Source organism: Jiangella asiatica (assembly GCF_004349065.1).
Taxonomy (GTDB): domain Bacteria; phylum Actinomycetota; class Actinomycetes; order Jiangellales; family Jiangellaceae; genus Jiangella; species Jiangella asiatica.
The window spans coordinates 1-23770 of the sequence record NZ_SMKZ01000054.1 but is presented as its reverse complement, the minus strand read 5'-3'; the positions used below and the strand labels follow the sequence as shown (position 1 = coordinate 23770).

24 protein-coding genes, 2 tRNA genes and 1 pseudogene are annotated in these 23770 nt (G+C 70.5%); 15 read left to right on the top strand and 12 right to left on the bottom strand.

Annotated features, from left to right (window positions below):
* The 3 genes from E1269_RS26395 to E1269_RS34410 all read right to left on the bottom strand — a co-directional run bounded on the left by E1269_RS26395 (position 1) and on the right by E1269_RS34410 (position 1923).
* On the bottom strand, positions 1-543 hold the full coding sequence (locus E1269_RS26395; RefSeq protein WP_131900211.1) for a tripartite tricarboxylate transporter TctB family protein: 543 nt from the start codon (positions 541-543) through the stop codon (positions 1-3).
* On the bottom strand, positions 540-1568 hold the full coding sequence (locus E1269_RS26390; protein WP_162606642.1) for a Bug family tripartite tricarboxylate transporter substrate binding protein: 1029 nt from the start codon (positions 1566-1568) through the stop codon (positions 540-542). The genes E1269_RS26395 and E1269_RS26390 overlap by 4 nt, the downstream gene beginning before the upstream one ends.
* A 127-nt stretch (positions 1569-1695) precedes the next feature.
* Entirely contained in the window at positions 1696-1923 is a 228-nt protein-coding gene (locus E1269_RS34410) for a hypothetical protein (RefSeq protein WP_420810675.1), read from the bottom strand.
* Positions 1924-2213: 290 nt separating this feature from the next.
* Here E1269_RS34410 and E1269_RS26380 point away from each other — a divergent pair, with 290 nt between their 5' ends.
* Positions 2214-3017, top strand: coding sequence for an enoyl-CoA hydratase/isomerase family protein (locus E1269_RS26380; RefSeq protein WP_162606641.1), 804 nt, complete (start codon positions 2214-2216; stop codon positions 3015-3017).
* A gap of 43 nt (positions 3018-3060) precedes the next feature.
* Positions 3061-3858 (top strand): enoyl-CoA hydratase/isomerase family protein, encoded by a 798-nt coding sequence (locus E1269_RS26375; protein ID WP_162606640.1) that lies wholly within the window; start codon positions 3061-3063, stop codon positions 3856-3858.
* Here the strand turns inward: E1269_RS26375 and E1269_RS26370 are convergent.
* A complete protein-coding gene (locus E1269_RS26370; protein WP_162606639.1) occupies positions 3818-4612 on the bottom strand; it encodes an IclR family transcriptional regulator in 795 nt (264 codons plus the stop codon). The genes E1269_RS26375 and E1269_RS26370 overlap by 41 nt on opposite strands.
* Positions 4613-4706: 94 nt before the next feature.
* Between E1269_RS26370 and E1269_RS26365 the strand changes: the two genes are divergently transcribed.
* From E1269_RS26365 to E1269_RS34405, 6 genes and pseudogenes are all read left to right on the top strand, one after another.
* Complete coding sequence (locus E1269_RS26365; RefSeq protein ID WP_162606638.1) at positions 4707-6011, top strand: CaiB/BaiF CoA transferase family protein; 1305 nt, start codon at positions 4707-4709, stop codon at positions 6009-6011.
* Positions 6008-7252: a hypothetical protein gene (locus tag E1269_RS26360; RefSeq protein ID WP_131900199.1), complete on the top strand. Its 1245-nt coding sequence runs from the start codon at positions 6008-6010 to the stop codon at positions 7250-7252. Before E1269_RS26365 ends, E1269_RS26360 begins: the two co-directional genes overlap by 4 nt.
* Positions 7249-8367 (top strand): CaiB/BaiF CoA transferase family protein, encoded by a 1119-nt coding sequence (locus tag E1269_RS26355; RefSeq protein WP_131900197.1) that lies wholly within the window; start codon positions 7249-7251, stop codon positions 8365-8367. The genes E1269_RS26360 and E1269_RS26355 overlap by 4 nt, the downstream gene beginning before the upstream one ends.
* Positions 8364-9557, top strand: coding sequence for an acyl-CoA dehydrogenase family protein (locus E1269_RS26350; RefSeq protein WP_131900195.1), 1194 nt, complete (start codon positions 8364-8366; stop codon positions 9555-9557). The genes E1269_RS26355 and E1269_RS26350 overlap by 4 nt, the downstream gene beginning before the upstream one ends.
* 36 nt (positions 9558-9593) lie before the next feature.
* A complete protein-coding gene (locus E1269_RS26345; RefSeq protein ID WP_131900193.1) occupies positions 9594-10517 on the top strand; it encodes an AEC family transporter in 924 nt (307 codons plus the stop codon).
* Between the two features lie 105 nt (positions 10518-10622).
* Positions 10623-10694, top strand: a pseudogene (locus E1269_RS34405) (hypothetical protein); the annotation flags it as partial.
* Positions 10695-11038: 344 nt separating this feature from the next.
* Here the strand turns inward: E1269_RS34405 and E1269_RS26335 are convergent.
* Positions 11039-12004 carry a helix-turn-helix domain-containing protein gene (locus E1269_RS26335; RefSeq protein WP_131900191.1) on the bottom strand — a complete coding sequence of 322 codons (966 nt, stop codon included), beginning with the start codon at positions 12002-12004 and terminating at the stop codon, positions 11039-11041.
* A 71-nt stretch (positions 12005-12075) separates the two neighbouring features.
* Between E1269_RS26335 and E1269_RS26330 the strand changes: the two genes are divergently transcribed.
* Positions 12076-13284, top strand: coding sequence for a YbfB/YjiJ family MFS transporter (locus E1269_RS26330; protein WP_203434094.1), 1209 nt, complete (start codon positions 12076-12078; stop codon positions 13282-13284).
* Here E1269_RS26330 and E1269_RS32515 read toward each other — a convergent pair.
* Positions 13206-13640, bottom strand: coding sequence for a hypothetical protein (locus E1269_RS32515; protein WP_162606637.1), 435 nt, complete (start codon positions 13638-13640; stop codon positions 13206-13208). The genes E1269_RS26330 and E1269_RS32515 overlap by 79 nt on opposite strands.
* A gap of 56 nt (positions 13641-13696) precedes the next feature.
* On the opposite strand from E1269_RS32515, the gene E1269_RS26325 reads away from it, so the two are divergent.
* A complete protein-coding gene (locus E1269_RS26325) occupies positions 13697-14092 on the top strand; it encodes a site-specific integrase (RefSeq protein WP_203434093.1) in 396 nt (131 codons plus the stop codon).
* 65 nt (positions 14093-14157) lie between these two features.
* Here the strand turns inward: E1269_RS26325 and E1269_RS26320 are convergent.
* Positions 14158-14230: transfer RNA gene (locus tag E1269_RS26320), tRNA-Arg, on the bottom strand.
* A gap of 160 nt (positions 14231-14390) precedes the next feature.
* On the opposite strand from E1269_RS26320, the gene E1269_RS26315 reads away from it, so the two are divergent.
* The 3 genes from E1269_RS26315 (at position 14391) to E1269_RS26305 (ending at position 18232) form a co-directional block, all read left to right on the top strand.
* Positions 14391-15590 (top strand): metal-dependent hydrolase family protein, encoded by a 1200-nt coding sequence (locus tag E1269_RS26315; protein WP_131900187.1) that lies wholly within the window; start codon positions 14391-14393, stop codon positions 15588-15590.
* Positions 15591-15911: 321 nt separating this feature from the next.
* Entirely contained in the window at positions 15912-17747 is a 1836-nt protein-coding gene (locus E1269_RS26310; RefSeq protein ID WP_131900185.1) for a phosphoenolpyruvate carboxykinase (GTP), read from the top strand.
* Positions 17748-17794: 47 nt separating this feature from the next.
* Positions 17795-18232 carry a VOC family protein gene (locus E1269_RS26305; RefSeq protein ID WP_131900183.1) on the top strand — a complete coding sequence of 146 codons (438 nt, stop codon included), beginning with the start codon at positions 17795-17797 and terminating at the stop codon, positions 18230-18232.
* On the opposite strand, the gene E1269_RS26300 is transcribed toward E1269_RS26305, so the two are convergent.
* The 3 genes from E1269_RS26300 to E1269_RS26290 form a co-directional block, all read right to left on the bottom strand.
* Entirely contained in the window at positions 18229-18969 is a 741-nt protein-coding gene (locus E1269_RS26300; RefSeq protein ID WP_131900181.1) for a hypothetical protein, read from the bottom strand. The two genes, E1269_RS26305 and E1269_RS26300, sit on opposite strands and share 4 nt — an antisense overlap.
* Before the next feature lie 56 nt (positions 18970-19025).
* A complete protein-coding gene (locus E1269_RS26295; protein WP_131900179.1) occupies positions 19026-19415 on the bottom strand; it encodes a VOC family protein in 390 nt (129 codons plus the stop codon).
* A 224-nt stretch (positions 19416-19639) separates the two neighbouring features.
* A tRNA-Ser gene (locus E1269_RS26290) sits at positions 19640-19730 on the bottom strand.
* A 72-nt stretch (positions 19731-19802) separates the two neighbouring features.
* Between E1269_RS26290 and E1269_RS26285 the strand changes: the two genes are divergently transcribed.
* Positions 19803-20453 (top strand): phosphoribosyltransferase, encoded by a 651-nt coding sequence (locus E1269_RS26285; RefSeq protein ID WP_131900177.1) that lies wholly within the window; start codon positions 19803-19805, stop codon positions 20451-20453.
* A gap of 150 nt (positions 20454-20603) precedes the next feature.
* Positions 20604-22268, top strand: coding sequence for an LCP family protein (locus E1269_RS26280; RefSeq protein ID WP_162606636.1), 1665 nt, complete (start codon positions 20604-20606; stop codon positions 22266-22268).
* Positions 22269-22272: 4 nt separating this feature from the next.
* Here E1269_RS26280 and E1269_RS26275 read toward each other — a convergent pair whose 3' ends face one another.
* Positions 22273-23295 (bottom strand): hypothetical protein, encoded by a 1023-nt coding sequence (locus E1269_RS26275; RefSeq protein ID WP_203434092.1) that lies wholly within the window; start codon positions 23293-23295, stop codon positions 22273-22275.
* A 51-nt stretch (positions 23296-23346) separates the two neighbouring features.
* The coding region (locus E1269_RS32510; protein ID WP_162606635.1) for a hypothetical protein at positions 23347-23770 on the bottom strand (424 nt) is incomplete at its 5' end.

Below are 23770 nucleotides of genomic sequence, written 5' to 3'. Positions count from 1 at the left end.
TCAACGTAGCGGGGTGATGGGCATGCGCACGTTCAGCAACTCGAAGAACCCGCTGAACGCCACGATCGCGACGACGACGGCGAACACCACGAGGACGATGAGCGAGCGGGCATCGCGGCGCCGGCCGAGGATCAACCCCGCCGCGACGACGAACGCGGCCGTGGACGTGATGAAACCGAGCTCGAAGGCCCCGGCCACGTAGAGGATCACGGCCGCCGCGAGCCCGATGACGACCCGCCATTCCCCGGGCGCGGAGTCGTCGTCCTCGGCCCTGTCGTCCCACTCCGGCACCGGAAGATCGACCGGGATGCTCTCGGCGTCATCCGCACCGGTGACGCCGAGCCGCCGGCGCACGAGACAGAGCCCGACGAGGACGACACCCGAGACGATGAGGCCGACCCCGACGACGCGCGGCAGCAGCGCCGGGTCCTCGGCTATCGACGCGCCGCCTCCCAACTCCGATGTCGCCCACAAGGCCCCGCCGCCGAGGAGCACGAACAGGATCCCGCTGATGATGTCCTTCGGGAGCTGACGCGCGGTCATTGGTTCAGGCGGTCCGGTGTCGTGTTCATGAAGTCCTCACCCTCGAAAAGTTCACGCACGAGCTTGTCCTCCTCGACGATGAGCTCGCCGAACTCGTCGGCCGGGGTCCACGTCGTCTCGAAGCCGACCTCGTTCATCGCGGTGACGTACTCGTCCTGCGTCGCGGCCTTTTCGAGCCTGGCCGAGAGCTCCTCCCGGACGGCTTCCGGGGTCTCGGCGTCGACCACGTAGCCACGCCAGACGTAGTACGAGACGTCGATGCCCTCCTCCTTCAGGGTCGGCACGTCCGGAAGCGCCGCCGAGCGCTCGTCGCCGAGGACCCCGATAGTGACGGCATCGCCGCCTTCGATGATGGGTCGCGTCTCCGACGGGCCGTTGAGGACCGCGTCGATCTCTCCGGCGAGTAACGCCGCGGCGGACTCCGAGCCACCCTCGTAGGGAACGAACGAGAACTCGACGCCCGCCGCCTCCGCCAGCAGGAGCCCCGCGGCGTGCCACACGGATCCGACGCCCGAGTGCCCGATGGTAATTTCGCCCGGATTGGCCTTGGCGTGGTCGACGAACTCGCCGACCGTCTGGTACGGCGAGTCGGCGCGCACGGTCAGTGACGACACGTCCTGGATCGACACGCCCAGCGGCGCGAAGTCCTCCACCGGATCGATGTCCGGCGACCCGCTGTACGGCACCGACGAGACCGATCTGGACACGACCATCATGGACGTGCCGTCCGCCGGCCGGTCGAGCATCTCGGCGGCGGCGATCGCGCCGCTGGCACCCTCGACGTTCGTGACCACGACGCTCTCGCCCAGCGCCTCAGCCATGTGGTCCTGCATCCCCCGCACCATGATGTCGAAGCCACCGCCGGGTGCGGCCGGTACGTAGATGGTGAGCTCACCGGGCCACTCGCCGTCAGCGGGGGCCTCAGCGTCGGCTTCCCCGCCCGTCGCGCCGCCGCCGGTGTCGGCGCAGGCCGCTCCGAGAAGCAGGAAGGGTAGGGCGGCAGCGATAAGTCGAGTCCTGCGCATCAAGGCTCCTTCGGCTTGTGTCGCGCGTCCCACGTGCTGGTCGTCGCGCTGTCGCGCAAGCCCTCCACATGGATCCGAACCGTCGATCTCGGAATGCGGTATACAACACACGGCATGTCCAGACCTGTCAAGCATTCTCCGCACATCCGGCGACCGGGGATCGCACAACCGGCGGCCGTGCCGCGCGGGCGACCATGGCCGGCCCACGGGAAGGGCCGAGCGGGATCAGCGGGATGCGTGCGGGGCCTTGGCGGCCAGGACGTCGCACTCGGCTTCCAGCAGGGACGTACTGGGCGGTACTGCCGAACAGGAGCTTGCCCGTGGGAAACCTGCGGCGCAGGCATATAACGATCAGTTGCGCGTCCAGTTCCTCCGCCGTGGCCAGCAGTTCCTCGGCGGGTCGCCTCCGGGCGCGACTCGCGACGCACTGAATAGGAGACCCCGGTGGAGTCCAGGCGTAGCCGTCAGTTCGGCCAGCTGATCGTCACGCCGTACTCCTTGCTGTCGCGCCGGATGGCCCTGCCGGCGCCGGGGCCAGAAGCCTGTGTATGTGGTATACCACCATAGATTGAACGGCGCGCCGCGGTGGACCGACGCCGACGGCGTGCCGTCGTCCCGCAGCCGACGGCAGGAATGGACGATCGCGTGGAGAGCAAGGAAGCACCCGACCCCGCCTCGCTGGTCGAGGTTCGCAGTGACGACGCCGTGGCCACGGTGGTGTTGCGGAATCCCCCGCTCAACATCCTCACGAGCGCGCTCAAGGAACGCATCGCCGAGGTGTTCACCGAACTCTCGGCCGACGACGGCGTCCGGGCGATCGTGCTGACCGGATCCGGCGACCGGGCGTTCTCGGCCGGCGCCAACCTCAAGGAGTTCCCGGATCGGATCCGGCTCGGCAACGCTTACGAGGTATCCAAGCAGGGGCACCGCGTCTCTGAAGCCGTCCGGCGGTGCCGGTGCCCGGTGATCGCGGCCATCGACGGAATCGCCTACGGCGGCGGTCTCGAACTCGCGCTGTTCGCCGACCTGCGGATCGCGTCCCGCCGGTCGACCTTCGCTCTCCCCGAGGTCAAGCGGGGCATCTTCCCCGGCACGAGCGGCTCGCAGCTGTTGCCGCGCATCGTCGGCGGCTCCAACGCCAAGCAGCTGATGATGTTCGGCGACCCGATCGATGCCGCGGAGGCGTTGCGGATCGGGTTGCTGAACCGGGTCGTCGACGACGGTCTGGTCGACCAGGAGGCGCATGCCTGGGCCCGAACGCTGGCCGAACGGCCCGGTAAGGCGCTGCGGTTCATCAAGCAGCTGGTCGACACCGGCGCCGCCGCTCCGCTCGAGGTGGGCCTGGAGTACGAGTCCCAGCTGTTCGCCCGCGCCTTCACCACAGCCGACGCGGCGGAGGGCGCCGCGGCGTTCCTGGAGCGCCGGGAACCGCGCTTCCGGCATGCCTGACCACGATGACGAGCCGCGCTTCCCGATCAGCCCCGGTGGGCCCATGACCGGATCCGAACGCACGCCGCCGGACCGCCCCTACGTCCGCATCGAACGGTCAGGCCGAATCGCCTGGCTGATCCTCGATCGGCCCGAGGTCCACAACGCGCTCTGCACTGCGATGAATCTCGCGTTGATCGACGCCCTGACGCAGCTGGACGACGACGCGTCGGTGGGCTGCATCGTCCTGCGCGGCGCCGGTGAGCGAGCATTCTCGGCGGGCGCCGACCTGCGGGAGGTGACGGGCAAGCAGGCGGAGCAGTACCGGGCCGAGTTCGACACCATCGCGGATTCCCTCGACGCGATCCGTCGGACGACCACGCTGGTGATCGCCGCCGTCCGGGGATATGCGCTCGGCGGCGGCCTCGGACTCGTCGCGGCCGCCGACCTCGTGATCGCCGCCGACGACGCCGTCTTCGGGACACCCGAGATCACGATCGGCAGGTTTCCGTTCATCATCAGCGTCGTGATCGAGCGGATCATCGGCCCGCGGAAGATGGCCGAACTCGCATTCACCGGCGAGCGGTTCAACGCCCACGAGGCGCGGGACATGGGGCTGGCCAATCGCGTCGTCCCCGCTGCCGGCCTGTGGGAATCCGCCGAGGCGCTGGCGGCCCGGCTGGCGTCCTTCTCGCCGGCCGTGCTCGCGATGGGCAAGGACGCACTGCGCACCGCCGCCGGCATGGACGTCGGTCAGGCCCTGGCCTACATGACGGACAGGTTGACGATGAACGCCGTCATGCCCGACAGCGAAACGGGCGTCAGCGCCTTCCTGGAGAAGCGCCCGCCGGTGTGGAGATGAGCGCTGCTGAGACGCTCTCGGCGGCGCGCCGCACGACGAGACCGAGTTCGTGTTTCCGCGTGGAGGACGGAGGCTCCCCGAGATGTGCCAGGCTCAGAGCCGCGACCGCCCCGCCCGTGTGGTCGCGGACCGGTGCCGCCCAAGCGGTGACTGCGGAGTGCAGCTCCTGGTCGTTGAGCGCGTATCCGAGGCGGTCCTGTTCGGCCAGCTGGGCGCGGAACTCCTCCGGACCGGCCACCGTGCTGTCGGTCACCTTGCCGAAGGCGTGCTCGTCGATCCACCTTTCCCGCTCGGCGGCGGGCATCGCGCCGACCAGCGCCTTGCCCAGCGCCGTCACGTGCGCGGAGACCCTCGTGCCCACCTGCGTCACGACCTGGACGAGACTGCTCCGGTCCTCGACCTTCTCGATGTAGAGCACGTCGTGCCCGTCCAGCACGGCCAGGCTGCAGGTCCCGCGCGTGCTCGCGGACAGTTCGCGCATCGCGGGACGCGCGACGTCACGCATGTCGTCGAAGCCCAGTGCGGTCGACACCAAAGAGAACAACCGCATGGACAGCCGATACCCCTGGTCGTCCGTCCGTGCCACGAAGTCACGGACCACCAGTGTGTTCAGCAGGCCGTGCGCGGTGCTCTTCGGAATGCCGAGCTCCTGGGCGATCTCGGACAGACGCAGCGGCTCCTTGTGCGCGGACATCAGCTCCAGCAGCGCCGTGACCCGTTCCACTGAGCGCACCAGCCCGTTGTCGCTGACCATGGTCGTCTCCTCCGCCCGCGCACCGCCGCGATACCCGCGACACCAACCTAACGGCGTCCCGCGGTTGCGGGATGTCCGGTGTATCGGCCCGGTCTTGCCAGCCGTCCCCATGCTAACTAGTGTTCCGAACAGCGTTCCTATTTACGAACGGAGAGCTGTGAATGCACATCTGCCCCTCGAGGGCGTGACCGTCCTCGACCTCAGCCACCTCGCCGCCGGACCGTGGTGCACCATGCTGCTTGCCGATCTCGGCGCCGACGTCGTGAAGATCGAGCGGCCGGAGTCCGGAGACATGTCCCGGCAGGCCGGAAGCGTCTACGCGGAGGATCAGAGTGCCGTCTTCCTGTCGCTGAACCGCAACAAGCGCAGCGTCGCGCTGGACCTCAAGCGACCGGAGGGGCGGGCCGCGTTCTACCGGCTCGCCGACCGGGCAGACGCTGTGGTCGAAAACCTTCGCCCTGGCAAGGCGGCGGCGCTCGGCGTGGATCGACCGGCTCTGGCCGAGCGCAACCCAGGACTGGTGTACGTCTCGATCTCCGCGTTCGGCGCCGACGGGCCCTACGCGAACCTGGCCGGAAACGACCCGATCATCCAGGCGCTGTCCGGTGCGATGGCGATCACGGGCGAGGAGCACGGCCCGCCGGCCCGTCAAGGTGTCAGCGTCCCGGATTTCGCGGCCGGGATGCTGGCCGCCCAGGCTGTCCTGGCCGGGCTGGTGGGCCGTGATCGCCACGGCGAGGGCAGCCAGGTGGATCTCAACCTCCTCGATGCCGAGGTCTTCGCGCTCGGGCCACGCGCGCAGGAGTACCTCATCAACGGCGAGGACCAGCCCCGGCTCGGCAGTGCGCACCCCCAGTTCTCCCCATACCAGGCGTTCCGATGTGCCGACGGCGAGTACGTCTACATCTCGATCATCAACGACAAGTTCTGGCGACTGCTGTGCCAGGCGCTGGACCGCCCCGACCTGCTCGCGGACCCGGGTTATGCCACCAACCGGGATCGCGTCGTGCGGCGACGGGAACTCGCCGAGCTGCTCGAAGCGACCTTCGCCGACCGGGCCAGCGACCGGTGGCTCGCCGTCCTGCACAAGGCCGGGGTGCCGTGCGCACCGGTCAATACCTTGTCCCAGGCAATGACCGACTCCCAGGTCGTGCACAACGACATTGTCACCGAGGTCGATCACCCGACGCTCGGCACGTTGCGCACGCTCGCGGCGCCGATGCGCTTCGACGGAGTCCGCCCGCCGGTCCGCGACGCCCCGCCGCTGCTCGGAGCGGACACCCGCGCGGTGCTGCGCGAGTCCGGCCTGGACGACGACGAGATCGGCGCCCTCGTCTCCTCCGGCGTCGCCGCCGAGGCCGCATCCATCGTCGTCGGACGCGGGGAGGTGGCCCGATGACCGCCTCCCAAACCGACCACGCGCCGCTGGACATGGGCCCGTCGGACGCCGACGTGCGCGCGGCGTCCTCCCGCGCCCTGGAGGACGTCAAGCGCGGACTCGACCCGGTGCTGAGCCTGATCGAGGACGCCGACGACGGCGAGGTTCCGGCGTTCAGCTACTCCACCGGCGGCTACCGCCCGGTCGCGCCGTACAACCCGCACGCATGGGCGACCTTCCAGTGGGTGGGCTTCCTGGCCGGGCGGCTCTGGCTGGTCGGGACCCATTTCGGCGACGACCGCGTGTGCGCCGCGGCGATGCGCGTGGCCCGCTCGGTGGCCGACACCTTGGCCGCCGCACCGCCGAGGTTCTCCGCCGCCGGGAGCGACCTGTTCTACGCGTCATGCCTCGGCGCACGGATCAGCGGAGACTCGGCCCTCGCCGACACGGCGGTGGAAGCGGTGGCCCGGTACGCGGAGAACTTCGACGACCGGTTCGGGGTCTTCTTCCAGGTACGCGACGTCAACCGAGCCGTCATCGACACCGGGCTGAATCTCCTGCCCTTCTACTGGGCGGCGCAGCGGCGCCCAGAGCTGCGCGACATCGCCGTCGCCCACAACGCCGCGCTGCTGGATTACGGCATCATCCGCGCCGACGGTTCGGCGCACCAGGCAATCGAGTTCGATCTCGACTCCGGAGCGCCGGCGCGACGGTACTCCATGCAGGGCTACGACGACGACGCGACCTGGGCGCGGGGCCAGGCCTGGGCGATGCACAACTACACCAACGTCTACGAGGCCACCGGCGACGCGCGGTTCCTGGACGTGGCACGCCGCGCCTGCCACTGGTACGTCGAGCACCTTCCCGCGGACCACGTGCCCTTCTACGACTTCGACGATCCGGCGGCGCCGGGCGTGCCGCGAGACACCTGCAGCGCGGCGATCGCGGCGAACGCCCTGCTGCGCCTCGGCCGCCTGGACCCGGCGTCGGCGGGGTGGGCGGAACGTATCGCCGCCCGCATCAGCGGCAGCCTGTTCCGCGACCATCTGTCGCCCGGCGGCGTCCTGCTGCACAGCAGCTGGGGTCGGCTGCCGGCCGAGAAGGCCGGCGCCGGATTCTCCCGCTTCCCGATGGAGGACGTCATGCCCTACGGCAACTACTGGGTCGTGGAAGCCGCGTACCGATGGGCCCACGCCGACTGGACACCCTTGAGCCTGGCACCGGCCGTCAAGCTGGTCGGCTCCGGGCGTGAGGCTGAATGACCGGCCCGCTCGCCGGTGTCCGGGTCCTCGATCTCACCCATTTCGTGGCCGGCCCCTGGTGCACCCAGACGCTCGCCGACCTCGGCGCCGATGTGGTCAAGGTCGAGCCGCCCGGCCGCGGCGAGATCGGGCGCTCGATCGGCGCGGTTTACAGCGGCGCGGAGTCGGCGGTCTTCCTCAGCTGCAATCGCGGCAAGCGAGCGGTCGCCCTTGACCTGAAGAGGCCGACCGGTCAGCGCATCGTCCAGGCCATGGCGCGTGACGTGGACGTCGTCGTGCACAACTTCCGTCCCGGGACGGTCGACCGGCTGGGCGTCGGTCCGGTCGTCCTGCGCCGGGCGAACCCCGGGCTGATCCACTGCGCGATCTCCGCTTTCGGCAACGACGGACCGGCCGCGGCCCGGCCCGCCAACGATCCGGTGATCCAGGCGATCAGCGGGGCGATGCACGAGTCCGGCCGGGCCGCGGGCGCGCCGGTGCGGATGGGCGTGAGTCTGCCCGACTTCGCCGCGGCCGCGCTCGCGGCTGGCTCCATCATGGCGGCGCTGCTTCGTCGCCGCCGCACCGGGCAGGGGTGCGTCATCGATCTCAATCTCCTGGACGCCCAGCTCTACGCCCAGGTCGACCGCATGACCGGTGCCGGCGAGGCGCCCGAGGCCGAACCCGCTCACGAGCCCGGCGTGCGGGGCTCCTATGTCTGCGCCGCCGGCGATGCTTTGTGGCTGGAGTGCGACGACGGCGAACTGGCCGGTCGGGCACTCGGCATCTCCGCTGGCACCGCGCGCGGCCTCCGGGACCACCTCGCCCTAACGTGCCGGGACGCCGCCCTGCGCGCTTTCGAAGCCGCCGGCGTGACCGCCGCGCCTGTCCAGGACCTGTCCGACGTCCTTCCCGGGCCGCCCACCCGGACGGTCCGCGTCGCGCATCCCATCGTCGGCGACCTCAACCAACTGCGCACGCCGTTCGACGCCGATCCCCCGTGGCCGCCGGCGACCATCCCTCCGCCCTTGCTCGGCGAGCACACCGAGGCCGTGCTCCGCGAGCTCCGGGCCGACAATCCCACCGATCCCGCTCTCTGTCCCGCACCCCACAACCCGCGACAGGAACAGCTGTGAACACCACCACGCAGAGCTCCACCGCCCAGCGCACGCACGACACCGGCGAGCAGTACGCGCTGACGACCGAGCAGCAGGCAATCGTCGAACGTGTCCGCCGGCTCGCGGACGGTCCGGTCGGGGCCGGAGCGGCCGAACGCGACCGCACCGGCGACTACCCGCAGGACATGTTCGAGCTACTCCTCGCCGAGGGCCTGCTCGCGCTCCCGTTCTCTTCCGAGGACGGTGGCCAGGAAGCGGGCATCCTGACGTGCGCGCTGGTCATCGAGGAGCTGACCCGCGCGTGCTACAACACGTCATACCTGCTGATGATGACTTGGCAGCCGTTCTTCGCGATCAGCCTGGCGGGCGACGACGAACAGCGCTCCCGGTACCTGCCCGGCCTCGCCCGCGGCGAACTGCGCTTCTCCACCGCCAACACCGAGCCCGAGGTCGGTTCGGACATGGCGAACCTCCACACCAGGGCGGAGCACGTGTCCGGCGGATACCGGCTGACCGGCACGAAGGTCTGGGCCGGCAACGCGCCGGTCTCGGACTACTTCGTCACCTTCGCGCGCACAGGGGAGGCCGGGCACAAGGGCCTGAGCACCTTCGTCGTGGCGACCGGCGCCGAGGGGGTTCACCTGGGCCGGAAGATGAACAAGATCGGCGGCCGCGCCATCCCCTCGTGCGAGGTCCGGTTCGACGGCGTATTCGTCCCCGAGTCCGACCGGCTCGGCGAGGAGGGAAAGGGCTTTGGCACGGCGGCGAGCACGTTCACGCTGCTCCGCCCCCTGGTCGGCGCCCGTGCGCTCGGCCTCGCCCGGGGAGCGCTGGACCATGCGGTCGCCTACGCCAAGGAACGCCGGGCGTTCGGCCAGGCCATCGCAGACTTCCAGGGGCTGCAGTGGATGCTTGCCGACATGAAGATCGGGCTCGAAGCGTCCCGCCACCTGGTGTACAAGTCCGCCGCGGTGCTGGACGGCGGCACCTCTCCTCGCGAAGCCGCCCCGCTGATCGGCATGGCCAAGACCTTCGCCACCGACACCGCCATGAAGATCACGGTCGATGCCCTGCAGATCTTCGGAGCCAACGGCTACAGCACGGACTACCCGATGGAGCGCTTCATGAGGGAGGCGAAGGGGCTCCAGATCATCGAGGGCACGAACCAGATCCAGCGCAACATCGTTGCGCGGGATCTCCTCGCATGACGAACCGATGACGCCGGGTCGACGAGGGGTCGGTCAGTGCCGGAGGTCCTGAGCGGATTCGCGCTCCTCGGCGTCGTCGTCGGTATCGGGTACGTGCTCGGTCGCATCAAGCTGCTCGGTGACGCCGCCGAGGTCCCGCTGTCGCGGCTGTCGTTCTCGGTGGCCGCCCCGGCCCTGCTGTTCACCATCTTGTACCGAGCCGACGTGCGGGCCGTCTTCTCCGGTGCCGCGACGGTGGCCGTCGTCACCGCGACGGTCGTCGCCCTGCTTTATGTCGTACTGGCCCGCCTCCTGTTGTTGCGACCAAGCCAGGAGGTCGTGATCGGGGCCCTGTGCGCCAGCTACGTCAACACCAACAACCTGGGCATCCCGCTGCTGGTGCTGGTGGTCGGCAGCGCGGCGGTCGTCGCGCCTGTCATGCTCTTCCAGGTCCTCGTCATGATGCCGCTGAGCTTCATCGCCCTGGACCTGCTGACCGGACGCGGCGGGACCAGCCGCTGGCGCGTGCGGCTGGCCGCGACCCGCAATCCTCTGGTGGTCTCGGTGGCGCTGGGCTTCGTCGTCGCCGCCGTCGGCTGGCACCCGCCGGAGATCGTCATGGCGCCGATCGAGATGCTGGGCGGTGCTGCCGTCCCGCTCATGCTCCTGGCCTTCGGGTTGTCGCTGTACGGTGCGCCGCTGCCGGGCCGTGGGCGGGACAGCGGCGCGATGTGGCTCGCGGTGGTTCTCAAGACCGTCGCCGCTCCCGCGATCGCTTACGCGGTCGGGGCCAGACTCTTCGGGCTGGACGGCCGCGAACTCCTGACCGCCATGGTCGTCGCCGCCCTGCCGTCCGCGCAGAACATCTTCGTCCACGCCGTCCGCTACGGGGTGTCGTTCGGCCTGGCCCGCGAGGCGGTCCTGCTCACCACGCTGCTGTCACTGCCGCTGATCCTGCTAATCACGGCGATTTTCGCGTGATCCGCTCGACGAAAGGAGCCGTGGCCGTGACCGGACATCCCCGGGTTCTCGTCGCCCCGGACAAGTTCAAGGGGAACGCTCAGTGCCGACGAGGCCCCTGCGGCTATGGCGGCCGGTGTCCGCGCGGCGTGCCCCGAGGCTCGGGTGTCGAGCGTTCCGGTGGCCGACGGAGGCGAAGGGACCGTGGAGGCCATGCTCGCCGCGGGCGGCGCGAGCCACGAGGTCGAGGCGCGGATCGTCGCTTGGCTTGATCGTCGACGGCACGCCCGTGCTGGGGATCGTCGACCTGCCCTTGCTCGCCGAGCGCTTCACCGCCATCCGGACCGTGGTGCCTACCTCAACGGCGAGCGCATCCACGCCAGCGCCGCATCCGAGCTCAGCGCCGCGATCACCGCTATGGGCGACTACGCCGGTGGTCCCGACGCAGTATCTGATGGCCGCGCCGTGGACCGTGGGGTTCGAGCGACCGCACCGCTGGTGCCTACGGCGACTTCTCGCACAACCCGAGCCAGGAGCGCTGTTTACGTCGTCGCCCGGAACGCACGTCGATACGCCGACGGCGAGGTGCGCATTGCCCGGTGGAAGTGGTGCCGGTACGTGACTGCGCTCTCGAAGCCGACCATCGCGGCGATCCGTTCCACCGGCGTATCTGCGGCCTCGAGCAAAGGCAGGCTGGCTTGCACCCGCTGCGCGATCAGCCAGCGGATCGGGCTGGTGCCGGTGGCTCGGGTGAAGTGCCGTAAGTAGCTGCGCGGAGACATCGCGGCGTGCCGAGCGAGCATCTCCACCGTCATCGGTTCCCCGAGCCGCCCGAGGGCCCAGGTCATGCTGGTTGCTATCCGGTCGTCCTGCGAGTCGTTGGCGACTGGTGCCTCGATGTACTGTGCCTGGCCGCCGTCGCGATGCGGCGACACCACCAGCCGTCGCGCTACCAGGTTGGCCGCGACGCCGCCGTGGTCCCGGCGAACCAGGTGCACGCACAGATCGAGGCCCGCGGCGCTTCCAGCGCTGGTCAAGATGTCGCCCTCGTCGATGTACAGCGGCGTTGGGTCGACGTCCACGCGCGGATACCTACGGCGCAGGACGTCGGCATACAGCCAGTGGGTGGTGGCCCTCCGCCCGTCGAGCAGGCCCGCTGAGGCGAGAGCGAAGGCGCCGGTGCAGATCGAGACAATCCGCGCGCCCCGGCTGTGTGCTTGGCGCAGCGCCGCCGTCAGCTCCGGGCTCGCCTCGTCGTGGATGTCCGAGACACTCGGGATGATGACCGTGTCAGCGGCGGCGAGCGTCTCGAGCCGATGCCGTGTGCGCAGGGTCGCGTCGCCGATCATGTTCACCTGACCGGGCTCCTCCGCGCACACGGTGAGCCGGTATGCGGGCGCGCCGGGCCATTTGACGCCGAACACCTCGGTGACGATGCCCAGTTCGAAGGCGGACATCCCCCCGTATGCGACGACTGCCACGTGATGCAATGGTTCCACGTCAGTCATGGCGAAATCTTATCGGAGGGTGTCCTTTACGCCACTGGCAGTCGGCAGTGGCACATCGAAGCATGGTGACCATGCCAATCGCCACCATCCGCACACACACCACAGGCCCTTCGCACCGCAGGTCGTCACGCCCCAAGCTGTCAAACGCTCGCCGGCTGGGACTCGCCGGCCTGGCCGCGGTTGGCGTCTCGTTCGGCTTCGCCCGGTACGGCTACGGCCTGTTCCTCCCTGACATCCGGGACGACTTCGACCTTCCGATGTCCGCTCTGGGGCTGATCGGAAGTGCGACCTACGCCGGGTACCTCGTGGCGCTGGTTCTGGTTGGCATCCTCGCCGCACGCGTGGGGCCCCGTGCGCTCGTCACGGTCGGCGGCCTGTCCGCCACGGTCGGGATGACGCTGGTGGCCTTGGCCAACGGGTGGCCGGCCCTGGTCGCAGGTCTCATCCTCGCCGGCACCAGTCCCGGCTGGATCTGGGCACCCTACTCCGACGCGGCCGAGCGGATGGTCCTGCCGGAACGGCGGGAGCGGGTGCTGGCCCTGATACCGAGCGGCACCGCGTTCGGCGTCGCCGCCGCCGGCCCTCTGGCCCTGATGCTGCACGGTTCGAGCTGGACGTACGCATGGCTGCTCTTCGGCGCCGGCGCGCTCGCTGCCACCATCTACAACATCCGGGTCCTGCCGGCCGGGCCGGCCACCCGTGGACGACGGCCGCCGCGGCTCGGCCTGGGCTGGTTCGCCCGACGCCAGGCCGTACCGCTCTACCTGACCGCCTTGTCGTACGGCGTCGTGGGTTCGGTCTTCTGGCTGCTCGCTGTCGATGCGATCACCACGGCGGCCCCTTCCGGTGACCACGACGGCATCGCGGCCCTCTTCTGGACCGCCATGGGAACGGCCGGGACGGCCGGCATCTTCGCCGGTGCAGTCTTCGCCAGACTGGGCCTGCGCCGCTCCCACGTGGCACTGTTCGGCCTGCTCGCCGTGGCGTCGACACTCCTGGGCTCCGCCCCCTCAGCCCTGGCCGCCGTCGGTGTTTCCGCCGTGCTGTACGGCCCGAGCTTCATGGCCGGTTCCGCACTTCTCGCCGTATGGAGCTACCAGGTCTTCCCGGAGCGCCCGACCACAGGATTCAGCGCGACCGTATTCTTCCTCGGCATCGGCACCATCGCCGGGCCGGCCGCGGCCGGAGCGCTGGCGGCCCATCACGGCGTCGGGTCCGCGCTCGTGGCTGCCGCCGCTCTCTCGGTGGCGACCTGGCTCACGCCGCCGCCAGCCAGATAGCGATCTCCGATCCAGGGCTGACTTCCCCGGCGAGTTGCCGACGGCCAGGTTGTGGTCCCCGTTGGGGCCGAGTAGAAGTCCCCACCCCTCAGGTTGATCAGTTTTCTGGTTTGGATGGTGGCTCCCTTCGTTCGGGCTTGTCGAATGCGGTAGGACTCGCCGTCGGTGATGACGACGTTGGCGTGGTGCGGCAGCCGGTAACCGCGCCCGAACACGGCTACGTTGTCCCCGGTGAGGTCGTTGCCGTCGGCGTCGACCAGGCCGCGCAGGTCTGCGGGCGCTGGGTCGCAGGCCGCGTCGTGGTCGAGGACCGGTGCGCCCTGCTCGGCAAGCTCGGCCCGCTTGGCAGCGATCATCTCCTGCTCTTCGCGGTTGTCGCGCTCGCGCTGGACGGCGTGGTCAAACCGCCGTCGTGCGCGGCCTCGATGAGGATCACGTGTTCACCCGTGGACTCGGCGGACCAGTGTTTCCCGACACGGTGTCGCAGCTCATGCCGCGCCTGATCGAGGCGTACGACCGGACAGTGATGGAGCCGGACAGGCTGCCGCGTGCTCGGCTCCACGATCTGCGGCACGTGCACGCGACGACGCTGCTGCTCGCTGGTGTGCCGGTGCACGTGGTGGCCGAACGGCTCGGCCATGCCGGTCCCGCGATCACCCTCCGCGTCTATGCGCATGTCATCCGCCAGCGCGCGGCCGACGTGGCGGATATCTTCGCACGTGAGTTGGACAGCGACGGCGCCTCGGATGCGGACTCGGACGGTCGCGATGATGACGACCCGCCGGCCGCGCTGCCGGTGCCCTGTTAGCAAGCCATGGCCCAGAGACGACGAATCCCCAGGCCGGTGTCGCTGTGGCCTGGGGTTTCGGTGGGCGCGCCCGAAGGGATTCGAACCCCTAACCTTCTGATCCGTAGTCAGATGCTCTATCCGTTGAGCTACGGGCGCCCGGCCCGCGCGGCGGACCGATGAACGAGTGTACCGGTCCGGGCGTCCTGGCCGAAATCACTACGTTCGCGTGCCCGCCAGCCCGACCGTCACCTGCGCTGACAGCACCTATACGGTGTCACGTGTCGCCAGGTCGCCGTACACGGAGGGGCCACCGTCCATGGGCCAGCAGTCGAGCATCACCATCGTCAACGCCCGCATCTTCGACGGCGTCGATGCCGAGTTGTCCGAGGGCGGGGTGCGCATCGTCGACGGAGTGGTGGCCGAGGTGGGCGCCTCGGTGACCGGCGGCGACGGTCAGGTCGTCGACGCACGGGGCGGGGTGGTGGTCCCGGGCCTGATCGACGCGCACTGTCACGCGTACGGCGTCGGGCTCGACATGGTCGGTATCGAGTCCAGCCCGCTGAGCTATGTCGCGCTCAAGGCGGCCCGGCGCCTCGGCAACGCGCTGCGCCGGGGCTTCACCACGGTCCGCGACGTCGCCGGCGGCGACCCGGGCCTGGCCCGAGCCATCGACGAGGGCCTGGTAGCCGCGCCGCGGTACCTCTACACCGGCCCGGCGCTCTCGCAGACCGGCGGCCATGGCGACCCGCGTCCGGGCGACCATGACCTGTGCGTGGGGCACAACCACATGACCGAGATCGTCGACGGCGTCGACGGGGTCAGGCGCGCGGTCCGCGAGCGGTTCCGCCGGGGCGCACACGCCATCAAGATCATGACCTCCGGCGGCGTCGTCTCGCTGACCGACCCGATCCGCCGGCCGCAGTACAGCGCGGACGAGGTGCGTGCCATCACCGATGAGGCGGCCCGCCGCGGCTCGTACGTCGCCGCGCACGCGTACTCGCCGGAGGCGATCGAGCACTCCGTCGCCAACGGGGTGCGCTCCATCGAGCACGGCAACTTGCTCGACGCGCCGACGGCGAAGCTGATGGCCGAGCACGGCGCGTTCCTGGTGCCCACGCTGGCCGCCTACGACGCGATGGACCGGCGGGGCGACGAGTTGGGCATGAACCCGATCTCCAAGGCGAAGAACCGCGAGGTCCTGTCCGAGGGCAAGCGCGCGATCGAGCTCGCCCGCGACGCGGGAGCCCCCGTCGGCTTCGGCACCGACCTGATGGGTGACCTCGAGGACGACCAGCTCGTCGGGCTGCGGCTGCAGGTCGAGGTCCTCGGCGTGCTCGACGCCTTGCGCTCGGCCACGTCGGTGAACGCCCGGCTGCTCGGCCGCGACGACCTCGGCCGCCTCGGCAGCGGTGCCGCCGGCGACCTCGTCCTGTTCGACGGCGACCCGTTCGGCGACCCGTCGCTGCTGTGGGCCGCCGAGGGCCGCACCGTCGTCACCCGCGGCCGCGTCGTCTGAGGTTGTGCCGTCTCGCGACCGGCCGCGAACCGCCCACGCTAGGGGACGCGCGGAGCGACCGATCTGTGGACAGGTGGTACGTACCAGCCTGAATGGCAGGTCAGGCTAGGTACGTACCAGTGTCCTAGTTTGTCCCGATTACGGTTCGTGATGTGGCCCTGATCACCCCGTTCTGAGTCCCAGCGCCTGAGACGCCGACCCCTAACGTGCTGAACATCCCCGCGGCAACGTAGCCCGCCTCCGAATGACCTGAGGCCGGGCCACAGCCGCGTCCGCCGACCCGCGCCACCGGGCCGACCACAGAAAAGGGTGACCCAGCACATGACGACGTTCGCCGATCCCGGGACCGATCACCACCTCGACGACGCGCCGACATCTCACGCCCGCCTGCTCGCCTGGGTCCGCGAGGTCGCGGAACTCACCCAGCCCGACCGTGTCCGCTGGTGCGACGGCTCCGACGAGGAGTGGACCGTGCTCACCGACCAGCTGGTCGAGGCCGGGACGCTGGTCCGGCTGGACGCGGCGAAGAAGCCGAACTCCTTCTGGGCCCGGACCGACCCGACGGACGTGGCACGGGTCGAGGAGCGCACGTTCATCTGTTCCGTCGACGAGGCCGACGCCGGCCCGACGAACAACTGGCGCGATCCGGCCGAGATGAAGGCCGAGATGACGCGGCTGTACCGGGGCTCGATGCGCGGGCGGACCATGTACGTCATCCCGTTCTGCATGGGCCCGCTGACCGCCGAGAACCCGATGTTCGGCGTCGAGCTGACCGACTCGGCGTACGTGGTCGCGTCGATGCGGATCATGGCTCGGATGGGCGCGCACGTGCTCTCCGCCATGGGTGACGACGCCGACTTCGTTCCCTGTCTGCACTCGCTGGGCGCGCCGCTGGAGCCCGGACAGCAGGACGTCCCGTGGCCGTGCAGCCAGACGAAGTACATCACCCAGTTCCCCGAGGAGCGGATGATCTGGTCGTACGGCTCGGGCTACGGCGGCAATTCGCTGCTGGGCAAGAAGTGCTACTCGTTGCGGATCGCGAGCGTGATGGCCCGCGACGAGGGCTGGCTCGCCGAGCACATGCTGATCCTCAAGCTGACCTCGCCGCAGGGCGTCGTGCGCTACATCGCCGCCGCGTTCCCGTCCGCCTGCGGCAAGACCAACCTGGCCATGCTGGAGCCGACCATCCCGGGCTGGAAGGTCGAGACCCTCGGCGACGACATCGCCTGGATGCGGTTCGGCGAGGACGGCCGCCTCTACGCCGTCAACCCCGAGTACGGCCTGTTCGGCGTCGCGCCCGGCACCGGCTGGAAGACCAACCCGAACGCGATGCGCACCATCGAACGCGGCAACAGCGTCTTCACCAACGTGGCGCTGACCGACGACGGCGACATCTGGTGGGAGGGCATGACGGACGAGCCGCCGGAGCACCTCACCGACTGGCGGGGCCGGGATTGGGATCCACAGTCGCCGGACCCCTCTTCGCACCCGAACTCGCGGTTCTGCACCCCGATCACCCAGTGCCCGATCATCGCGCCGGAGTACGAGGACCCGCGCGGCGTCCCGATCTCGGCGATCCTCTTCGGCGGTCGCCGGGCCACCACGATCCCGCTGGTCACCGAGGCGCGCGACTGGACCCACGGCGTGTTCATGGGCGCCACGCTCTCGTCGGAGACGACGGCGGCAGCGGCCGGCAAGGTGGGCGTCGTGCGGCGCGACCCGATGGCGATGCTGCCGTTCATCGGCTACAACGGCGGTGACTACTTCGCGCACTGGATCGCGCTGGGCAAGGACGCCGACGCGGTCAAGCTGCCGAAGATCTTCTACGTGAACTGGTTCCGCCGCGACGACGACGGCGGGTTCCTCTGGCCCGGGTTCGGCGAGAACGGCCGCGTCCTCAAGTGGGTCGTCGAGCGGTTGGAGGGGACCGCCGCGGCGACGGAGACACCGATCGGCCACGTGCCGGCGCCGGAGTCGCTGGACACCGAGGGTCTGGACCTCACGCCGGAGCAGCTGGCGGCCTGCCTGCGCGTCGACCCCGACGAGTGGCGGGCCGAGGTGCCGGGCATCACCGAGTGGTTCGAAAAGTTCGGCGACGACCTGCCCACGCTCCTCTGGGCCGAGCTCGACGGCTTGAAGGCGCGCCTGGGCATGTGACGCTCGGACGGCGGGGCTACGGTGGGTGCGTCGGAAGGAGCACCCCCATGGCCACCCTCACGCCGTATCTCTGTGCGAAGGACGCGGCCGCGGCGCTGGACTTCTACGTCCGGGCTTTCGGGGCCGAGGAGACCACTCGCTGGACCGACCCGCAGACGGGCACCATCGGGCACGCCGAGTTCGTGGTCGACGGCGCCCGCGTCATGATCGCGGACGAATGGCCCGACGGCGGCGTCTTCAGCCCGACCACCATCGGCCGGACACCGGTATCGCTGGTCCTCCAGGTCCAGGACGTCGACGCGTTCTTCGAGCGGGCGGTCGCCGCCGGTGCCACCGTCGAGCGCCCGGTGACCGACTCGCCGCACGGCCGCGGCGGCTGGCTGTTCGACCCGTTCGGGCACCGCTGGCACATCAGCGGCCCGGAGACGCCGGCGTCCAGGCAGGAGCTGCAGGACGCCGTCGGCGACGAGTACGTGATCAGCTAGGAGCCGGCCGCTCGCAGGGCGGCATCGACCGCGCGAGCGACGTCGGGCAGCTCCGAGCCGCCGCTGGGCAGACTCGCGCTGACGCTGGCTGAGATGGTGGCCCGCCGCCACGCCACCTGCAGGTTGGATGGTGCGCCCAGCGACGCCCAGGCCTCGTCGCCGAGGTCGGGCACCGCCTGCGGCCGGGTGCCCGGCACGGCGTCCGCGGGCACCCAGTCGTCGTAGGGCGACACGCTGACCACGAGCTCCTGGCCGGCTGGGCTGGACCAGAAGCAGACGTTCGGATCGGCCTCCTCGGGCATGGGGGCGGCGCCGGCACCGAGCAGCCCGGTGATCGCCTCCGCGCCGAGAGTGCACACGTCCGCCGCCGAGGCCGGCGGATCGGGTGCTGGGTCGTCGGGCTCGGCCGGCGGTTCCGCGGGCGGCACGTCCGGTGCCGGCGTCTCGGGCTCGGCCGCGGGCGGCTCGCCCTCGGCGGCGGGCTGCTCCTCACCGGCCGGCGCCGCCGGTTCCGCCGGCGCGGCGGCATCGGTCGCGGGCGGCGTGGCCGGCGCGGCGGTGGTCGTAGCTGCCGGCGTTGGGGACACGGGAGCTTCGGCCGGCTCGGTCGCGGACGGGTTGCCGGTGGCGGCGGCCGGTTGGCCGTCGTCGCCGCCGCATCCGGCCAGGACCACACCGAGGGCGACGACGGCGACTGCGACGGCGGCCGAACGGGAACGCGTGAACGCTGCGGACACCTGCGGAACCTCTCGTCAGCACGTCAAGGCCGCGGAAACAGTAGCAACCCCGGCATTCAGGGCCGCCGTTGCACCAGTTCGACGGGGTTGCCGTCGGGGTCGGCGACCCACGCCACCCGGAGTGAGTCGAGCCAGTCGTGCGGTTCTGAGAGCACCGGTGCTCCGGCCGCCGCCAACTGCTCCACGACGCCGTCGACGTCGTCGGTCCAGATCGCGACCTCCATGCCGCGACCCGGACGGTCGGGATCGAGATCGAGCCCGTGATCGGCGATCGCCGAGCTCACGGCCGCCACGCCGAGCGTGAACCCGTCGAGTTGCAGCTCCACGTGGATGGGGTCACCCTCGCGCGGCGTCCGGAACGTCTCCTCGAACCCGAAGGCCCGATAGAACTCGACCGAGCGGGCGACGTCGCGGGCATACACGTTGACCTGCGGGGAGGTGAACATGCCTGGACGTTAGCAGCGGCCGGTGACAGGGTCGTGATCACCGCGGCGCCGCGTTCTCCACGTCGTAGAGCAGGTGCATCACGCGGTCGCCCCGGGTCACGCGGGACGGGTCGGCCAGTATCACGGTCTCGCCCGGGACGATGACAACTGAGACGAAACTGAGACGGGACGTGCGTCGGGCCGGTCCTGGTGTGGACCGGCCCGTCGTGTTCGTGCTGGTGGGGCGGAGGCGGCGGGATTTGAACCCGCGAGAGGGTTTGAGCCCTCAACCCGCTTAGCAGGCGGGCGCCATAGACCGGACTAGGCGACGCCTCCATGCCTCGTACAAATACGGAGCGACGCAAGGCTACCCTTCCGCCGCCGGAGGCGGCAAAGTCAGGGGGTGTGATGCCGTCCGGACGCGTCTGGCGTGACCGCCGGGAAGCCGGCGAGGAGCTGGGTGCTGCCCTGCGAGAGCAACTGGGCCGCCCGGCGGAGGCTCTGGTCCTGGGCCTGCCGCGGGGCGGGGTGGATGTGGCCGCCCCGGTTGCGCTGGAGCTGGGCGGCGAGCTGGACGTGCTGGTGGTGCGCAAGGTGGGGGTGCCGTGGCAGCCGGAGCTGGCGGCGGGCGCGGTGACGGCGGCCGGGCTGCGGGTCCGAAACGACGACGTCATCGCGCACGCTCGCATCTCCGACCAGGAGCTGGAGGAAGCGTACGGCCAGGCGCAGACCGAGGCGCGCGAGCGGGAGCGGCTGCTGCGTGGTGACCGGCCACCCCCGCGGCTGGGCGGTCGCACCGTCGTCATCGTCGACGACGGCATCGCGACGGGCGCGACCATCCGGGCCGCGGCGGAGTTGGTCGCGTCGCACCGGCCGGCGCCGGAGCAGGTGGTCGCGGCGGTGCCGGTCGGTCCGCGGGAGGCGATCGACCAACTGGCGGAGCTGGTCGACGCGGTTGTGGTGCTGCAGATGCCGCGGTATTTCGCCGCCGTCGGGGCTTGGTACCGGGACTTCTCCCAGGTCACCGATGACGAGGTCCGAGCCACACTGTCACGGTGACACGCCGGGCGGACGTCGTGACCGTGGTCACCTATGGCAACTTCTCGGCCGCTTCGGGCGTCATCTAACACAGACGGCCCACTATGCCGGTGCAAGGTGTGATTATCCTGGCTCCGGCGGATCATGGCAGCGAGGAGGTGTGAAGGGCACGTGAACGACGTCCGGCGCAGACCGGCCAGCCGCCGCGCGCAGGGTGCTCGCCGCGCTCGACTCCAGTCGCGCCGGCAGTCGCGCGACCAGCGCTATGGGCGCTTCCTCGGTCTGACGTTCCTCGGGACGCTCGTCCCCGGTACCGGCCTCATCGCCGCCGGCAGGCGCCGGATCGGCACGACCATAGTCGTTCTCCTCTGCCTCGCCCTCGCCGCCACGCTGGCCGTGGTGGTGCTGATCCCGCCGTCGGAGCTGGCGTCCTACGGCGGCGACCGCGAGATGATGTTCATGCTCGGGGGTGTGCTCGCCGTCGCGGCGGTGGCCTGGCTGCTGGTCGCGCTCGGCACGCACCGGGTGCTGGAGCCGGAGGGGTTGCCCGCGAGCAAGCGGCTGGCCGGTGCCGCCGTCGTCATCGTGGCGGCGTCGGTCGTCGTCGCGCCGATGGCGGTGGGCTCCCGGTACGCGTTCACACAGCGCGAGCTCATCGGCAACATCTCCTCCAGCGGCGCGAGCCACACCACGCCCGAGCTCGACACCGCCGACCCGTGGGCCGACAAGCCGCGGCTCAACGTGCTGTTCCTCGGCGGCGACGCCGGCGAGGGCCGCGAAGGGCTGCGTCCTGACACCCAGATCCTTGCCAGCATCGACACCGAGACCGGCGCCACCACCATGATCTCGCTGCCCCGCAACCTGCAGGGGTTCCCGTTCCCCGCGGACAGCCCGCTGGCCGAGCTGTACCCGGACGGATTCGACGGCTCCGGCGACGCCGGCGAGTGGATGCTCAACGCCGTCTACCGCAACATCCCGACCCAGCACCCGGAGGTGTTCGAAGGGGTCGGCGACCCCGGTGCGGACGCCAACAAGTGGGCCGTCGAGGGCGCGCTGGGCATCGAGGTCGACTACTTCATGATGGTCGACCTCGCCGGGTTCGAGGCGGTCGTCGACGCGCTGGGCGGCATCACCGTCGACGTCCCACGTGACATCCCGTACGGCAACAAGAGCCTTCCCGACGGGTCCTGCACCGAAGCCAACGGCTACATCGAGCAGGGCGAGGACCAGCTGCTCGACGGGTTCCACGCGCTGTGGTTCGCCCGCTCGCGCTGCGGCAGCGACGACTACGAGCGCATGGAGCGCCAGCGCTGCGTCATGAACGCCATCGTCGACGAGGCCGACCCGGCCACGCTGCTCAGCCAGTACCAGAGCCTGGCCAACGCCGCCGGCGACATCATCACCTCCGACGTGCCGGCCGACATGTTCCCGGCGCTCATCGAGCTGATGGTCAAGGTCCAGGGCCAGCCGCTGGAGAGCCTGACGCTCGACGACGACTTCTTCGCCAGCATGGGCACCACGTCGAGCGACCCGGACTACGACGAGCTGCACGCCCGCATCGTCGAGATCCTCGCCGCGGAGCCCACCGGCACCGAGACGCCCGCAGACACGCCCACGGACGAGGCCCCGGAGGACACGACCGAGGCGGCCGAGCAGAACACCGCGGCCGAGGCCAGTGCGGAGCGATCGACGGTTACCGACACCGAGGCGCGCCAGTCCAGCGACGAGACCACCGAAGGCGGCACCGACGGCACGGAGCAGTCCGAGGAGAGCCCGTCCGACGACGCCACCGACGAGCCGGCCGACGAGCCGGTCGACACCGGCGCGGTGTGCTGACCGCTCACTCGTACATGACGTAGTCCGGCTTCGGGGTTAGCGCGAGCACCTGCGCCGGTGTCATCAGCGGACCCTGCTCGGTGTCTTCGTCGAAGAAGAGCTTGAACCCGGCCGCGACGTGTGCCGGCTTGGTGCGCATCAGGGTCCGCCAGGTCTCCTCCTTGCTGGCGCGGTCGCCGATGCCGTCGACGCTCTTGATCGTGACGACGCCGTCGTGCCGGCGTAGCGCCGCCTCGTCCTGGACGACCGACGAGTGCACCTGGTGGAACACCATCACCTTCTCCGGCAGGTCGTGCGCGCGGACCAGCGACGCCAGGTACGCCGCGACGGAGTCCAGCTCGGCGCCGGTGGTGCTGCCGTAGACGTCCCCGGGTACCTGGCCGGGTCCGACCGCCCATTCCGGGTCCAGTGCCACGCCGACGTCCGGTTCGATTAGCCACCGCTCCAGCCGGCTCACCTCGTCGAGGAAGTCCGCCCGGCCGGGCTGGATGTTCAACAGCAGCAGCCCGCCGTGCGCCCGGGCGGTGTCGAGGTAGGCCTGGATGACGTCGTCGGGCTCGCGGGTCCGGTAGAGCCCGTCGGCGGCCGGCGTCTTGTGCGCGATCACGGTGATGAGCTCGAAGACCGGTAGTGGCCGGCGCCCGTCCGGCACATAGTGGTCGGCGACGTCGCCCAGCCGCGCGGCGACGGCGTCGAGGTCGTCGGTGAACAGCCGGCCGAACGATGCCGAGCGGCCGCCGGCGAAGCCGACCAGGCGGTGATCGGGCAGGATCGTGCGCCCGCCGCCCGGCAGTGTGGTCCCCTCCAGTGCGGTTGAGGCCGGCGACGGCGTGGGGCTCGGCGTCGGTGCGGGGCTGGGGGTGTCCATGGGCGGCGACGACGGCGTCCGGCTCGGCGCCGCGGCCGACGGTGACGCCGTCGACGACGTCGATCCCGATGGTGCCGACGCGTCCGGGGAGCCGGTGCCGGAGAAGCACCCCGCCGGCAGCGCGGTCAGCACAGCGAGCAGAACCAGACATCTACGCATTCGTTCCAGTGTGCCCCGATTCGTCCGCGCGGCACACGGGCGCGATGTGGATCAGAAGGGACCCTCGGGCCCGCTCAGCGGGCGGTAGCCGCGGTCGCGGTTGAGCCGGCCGCGCAGCTCGCGCGCCAGGACCCGCGGCTCGACGTCGATGGCCGAGGTGCGGATCAGGCTCTGCCGCCCATGCGCGAGGTCGACGGACACGATGGTGCCGTCGGTCTGGACCTTCCGCACGTCACGCCACGGAACCCGCTCCGCCCGGACGCCGAACCCGGTTGCGTTGACGAAGCCGTCGTCGTCGAGCACGAGCCGCGTGCCACGACGCATCACCCGTGCTACCCCGGCCAGCAGGACGACCAGGGCGACGAGGGCGGCGACGGCCAGCACCACCAGGAGGGTGGCGCGCAGCCAGCCGGCGAGATCGAGCGCGAGCACCACCGTGAGGCCGATGGTGACCAGGCCCAGCCCCACGGCTGTC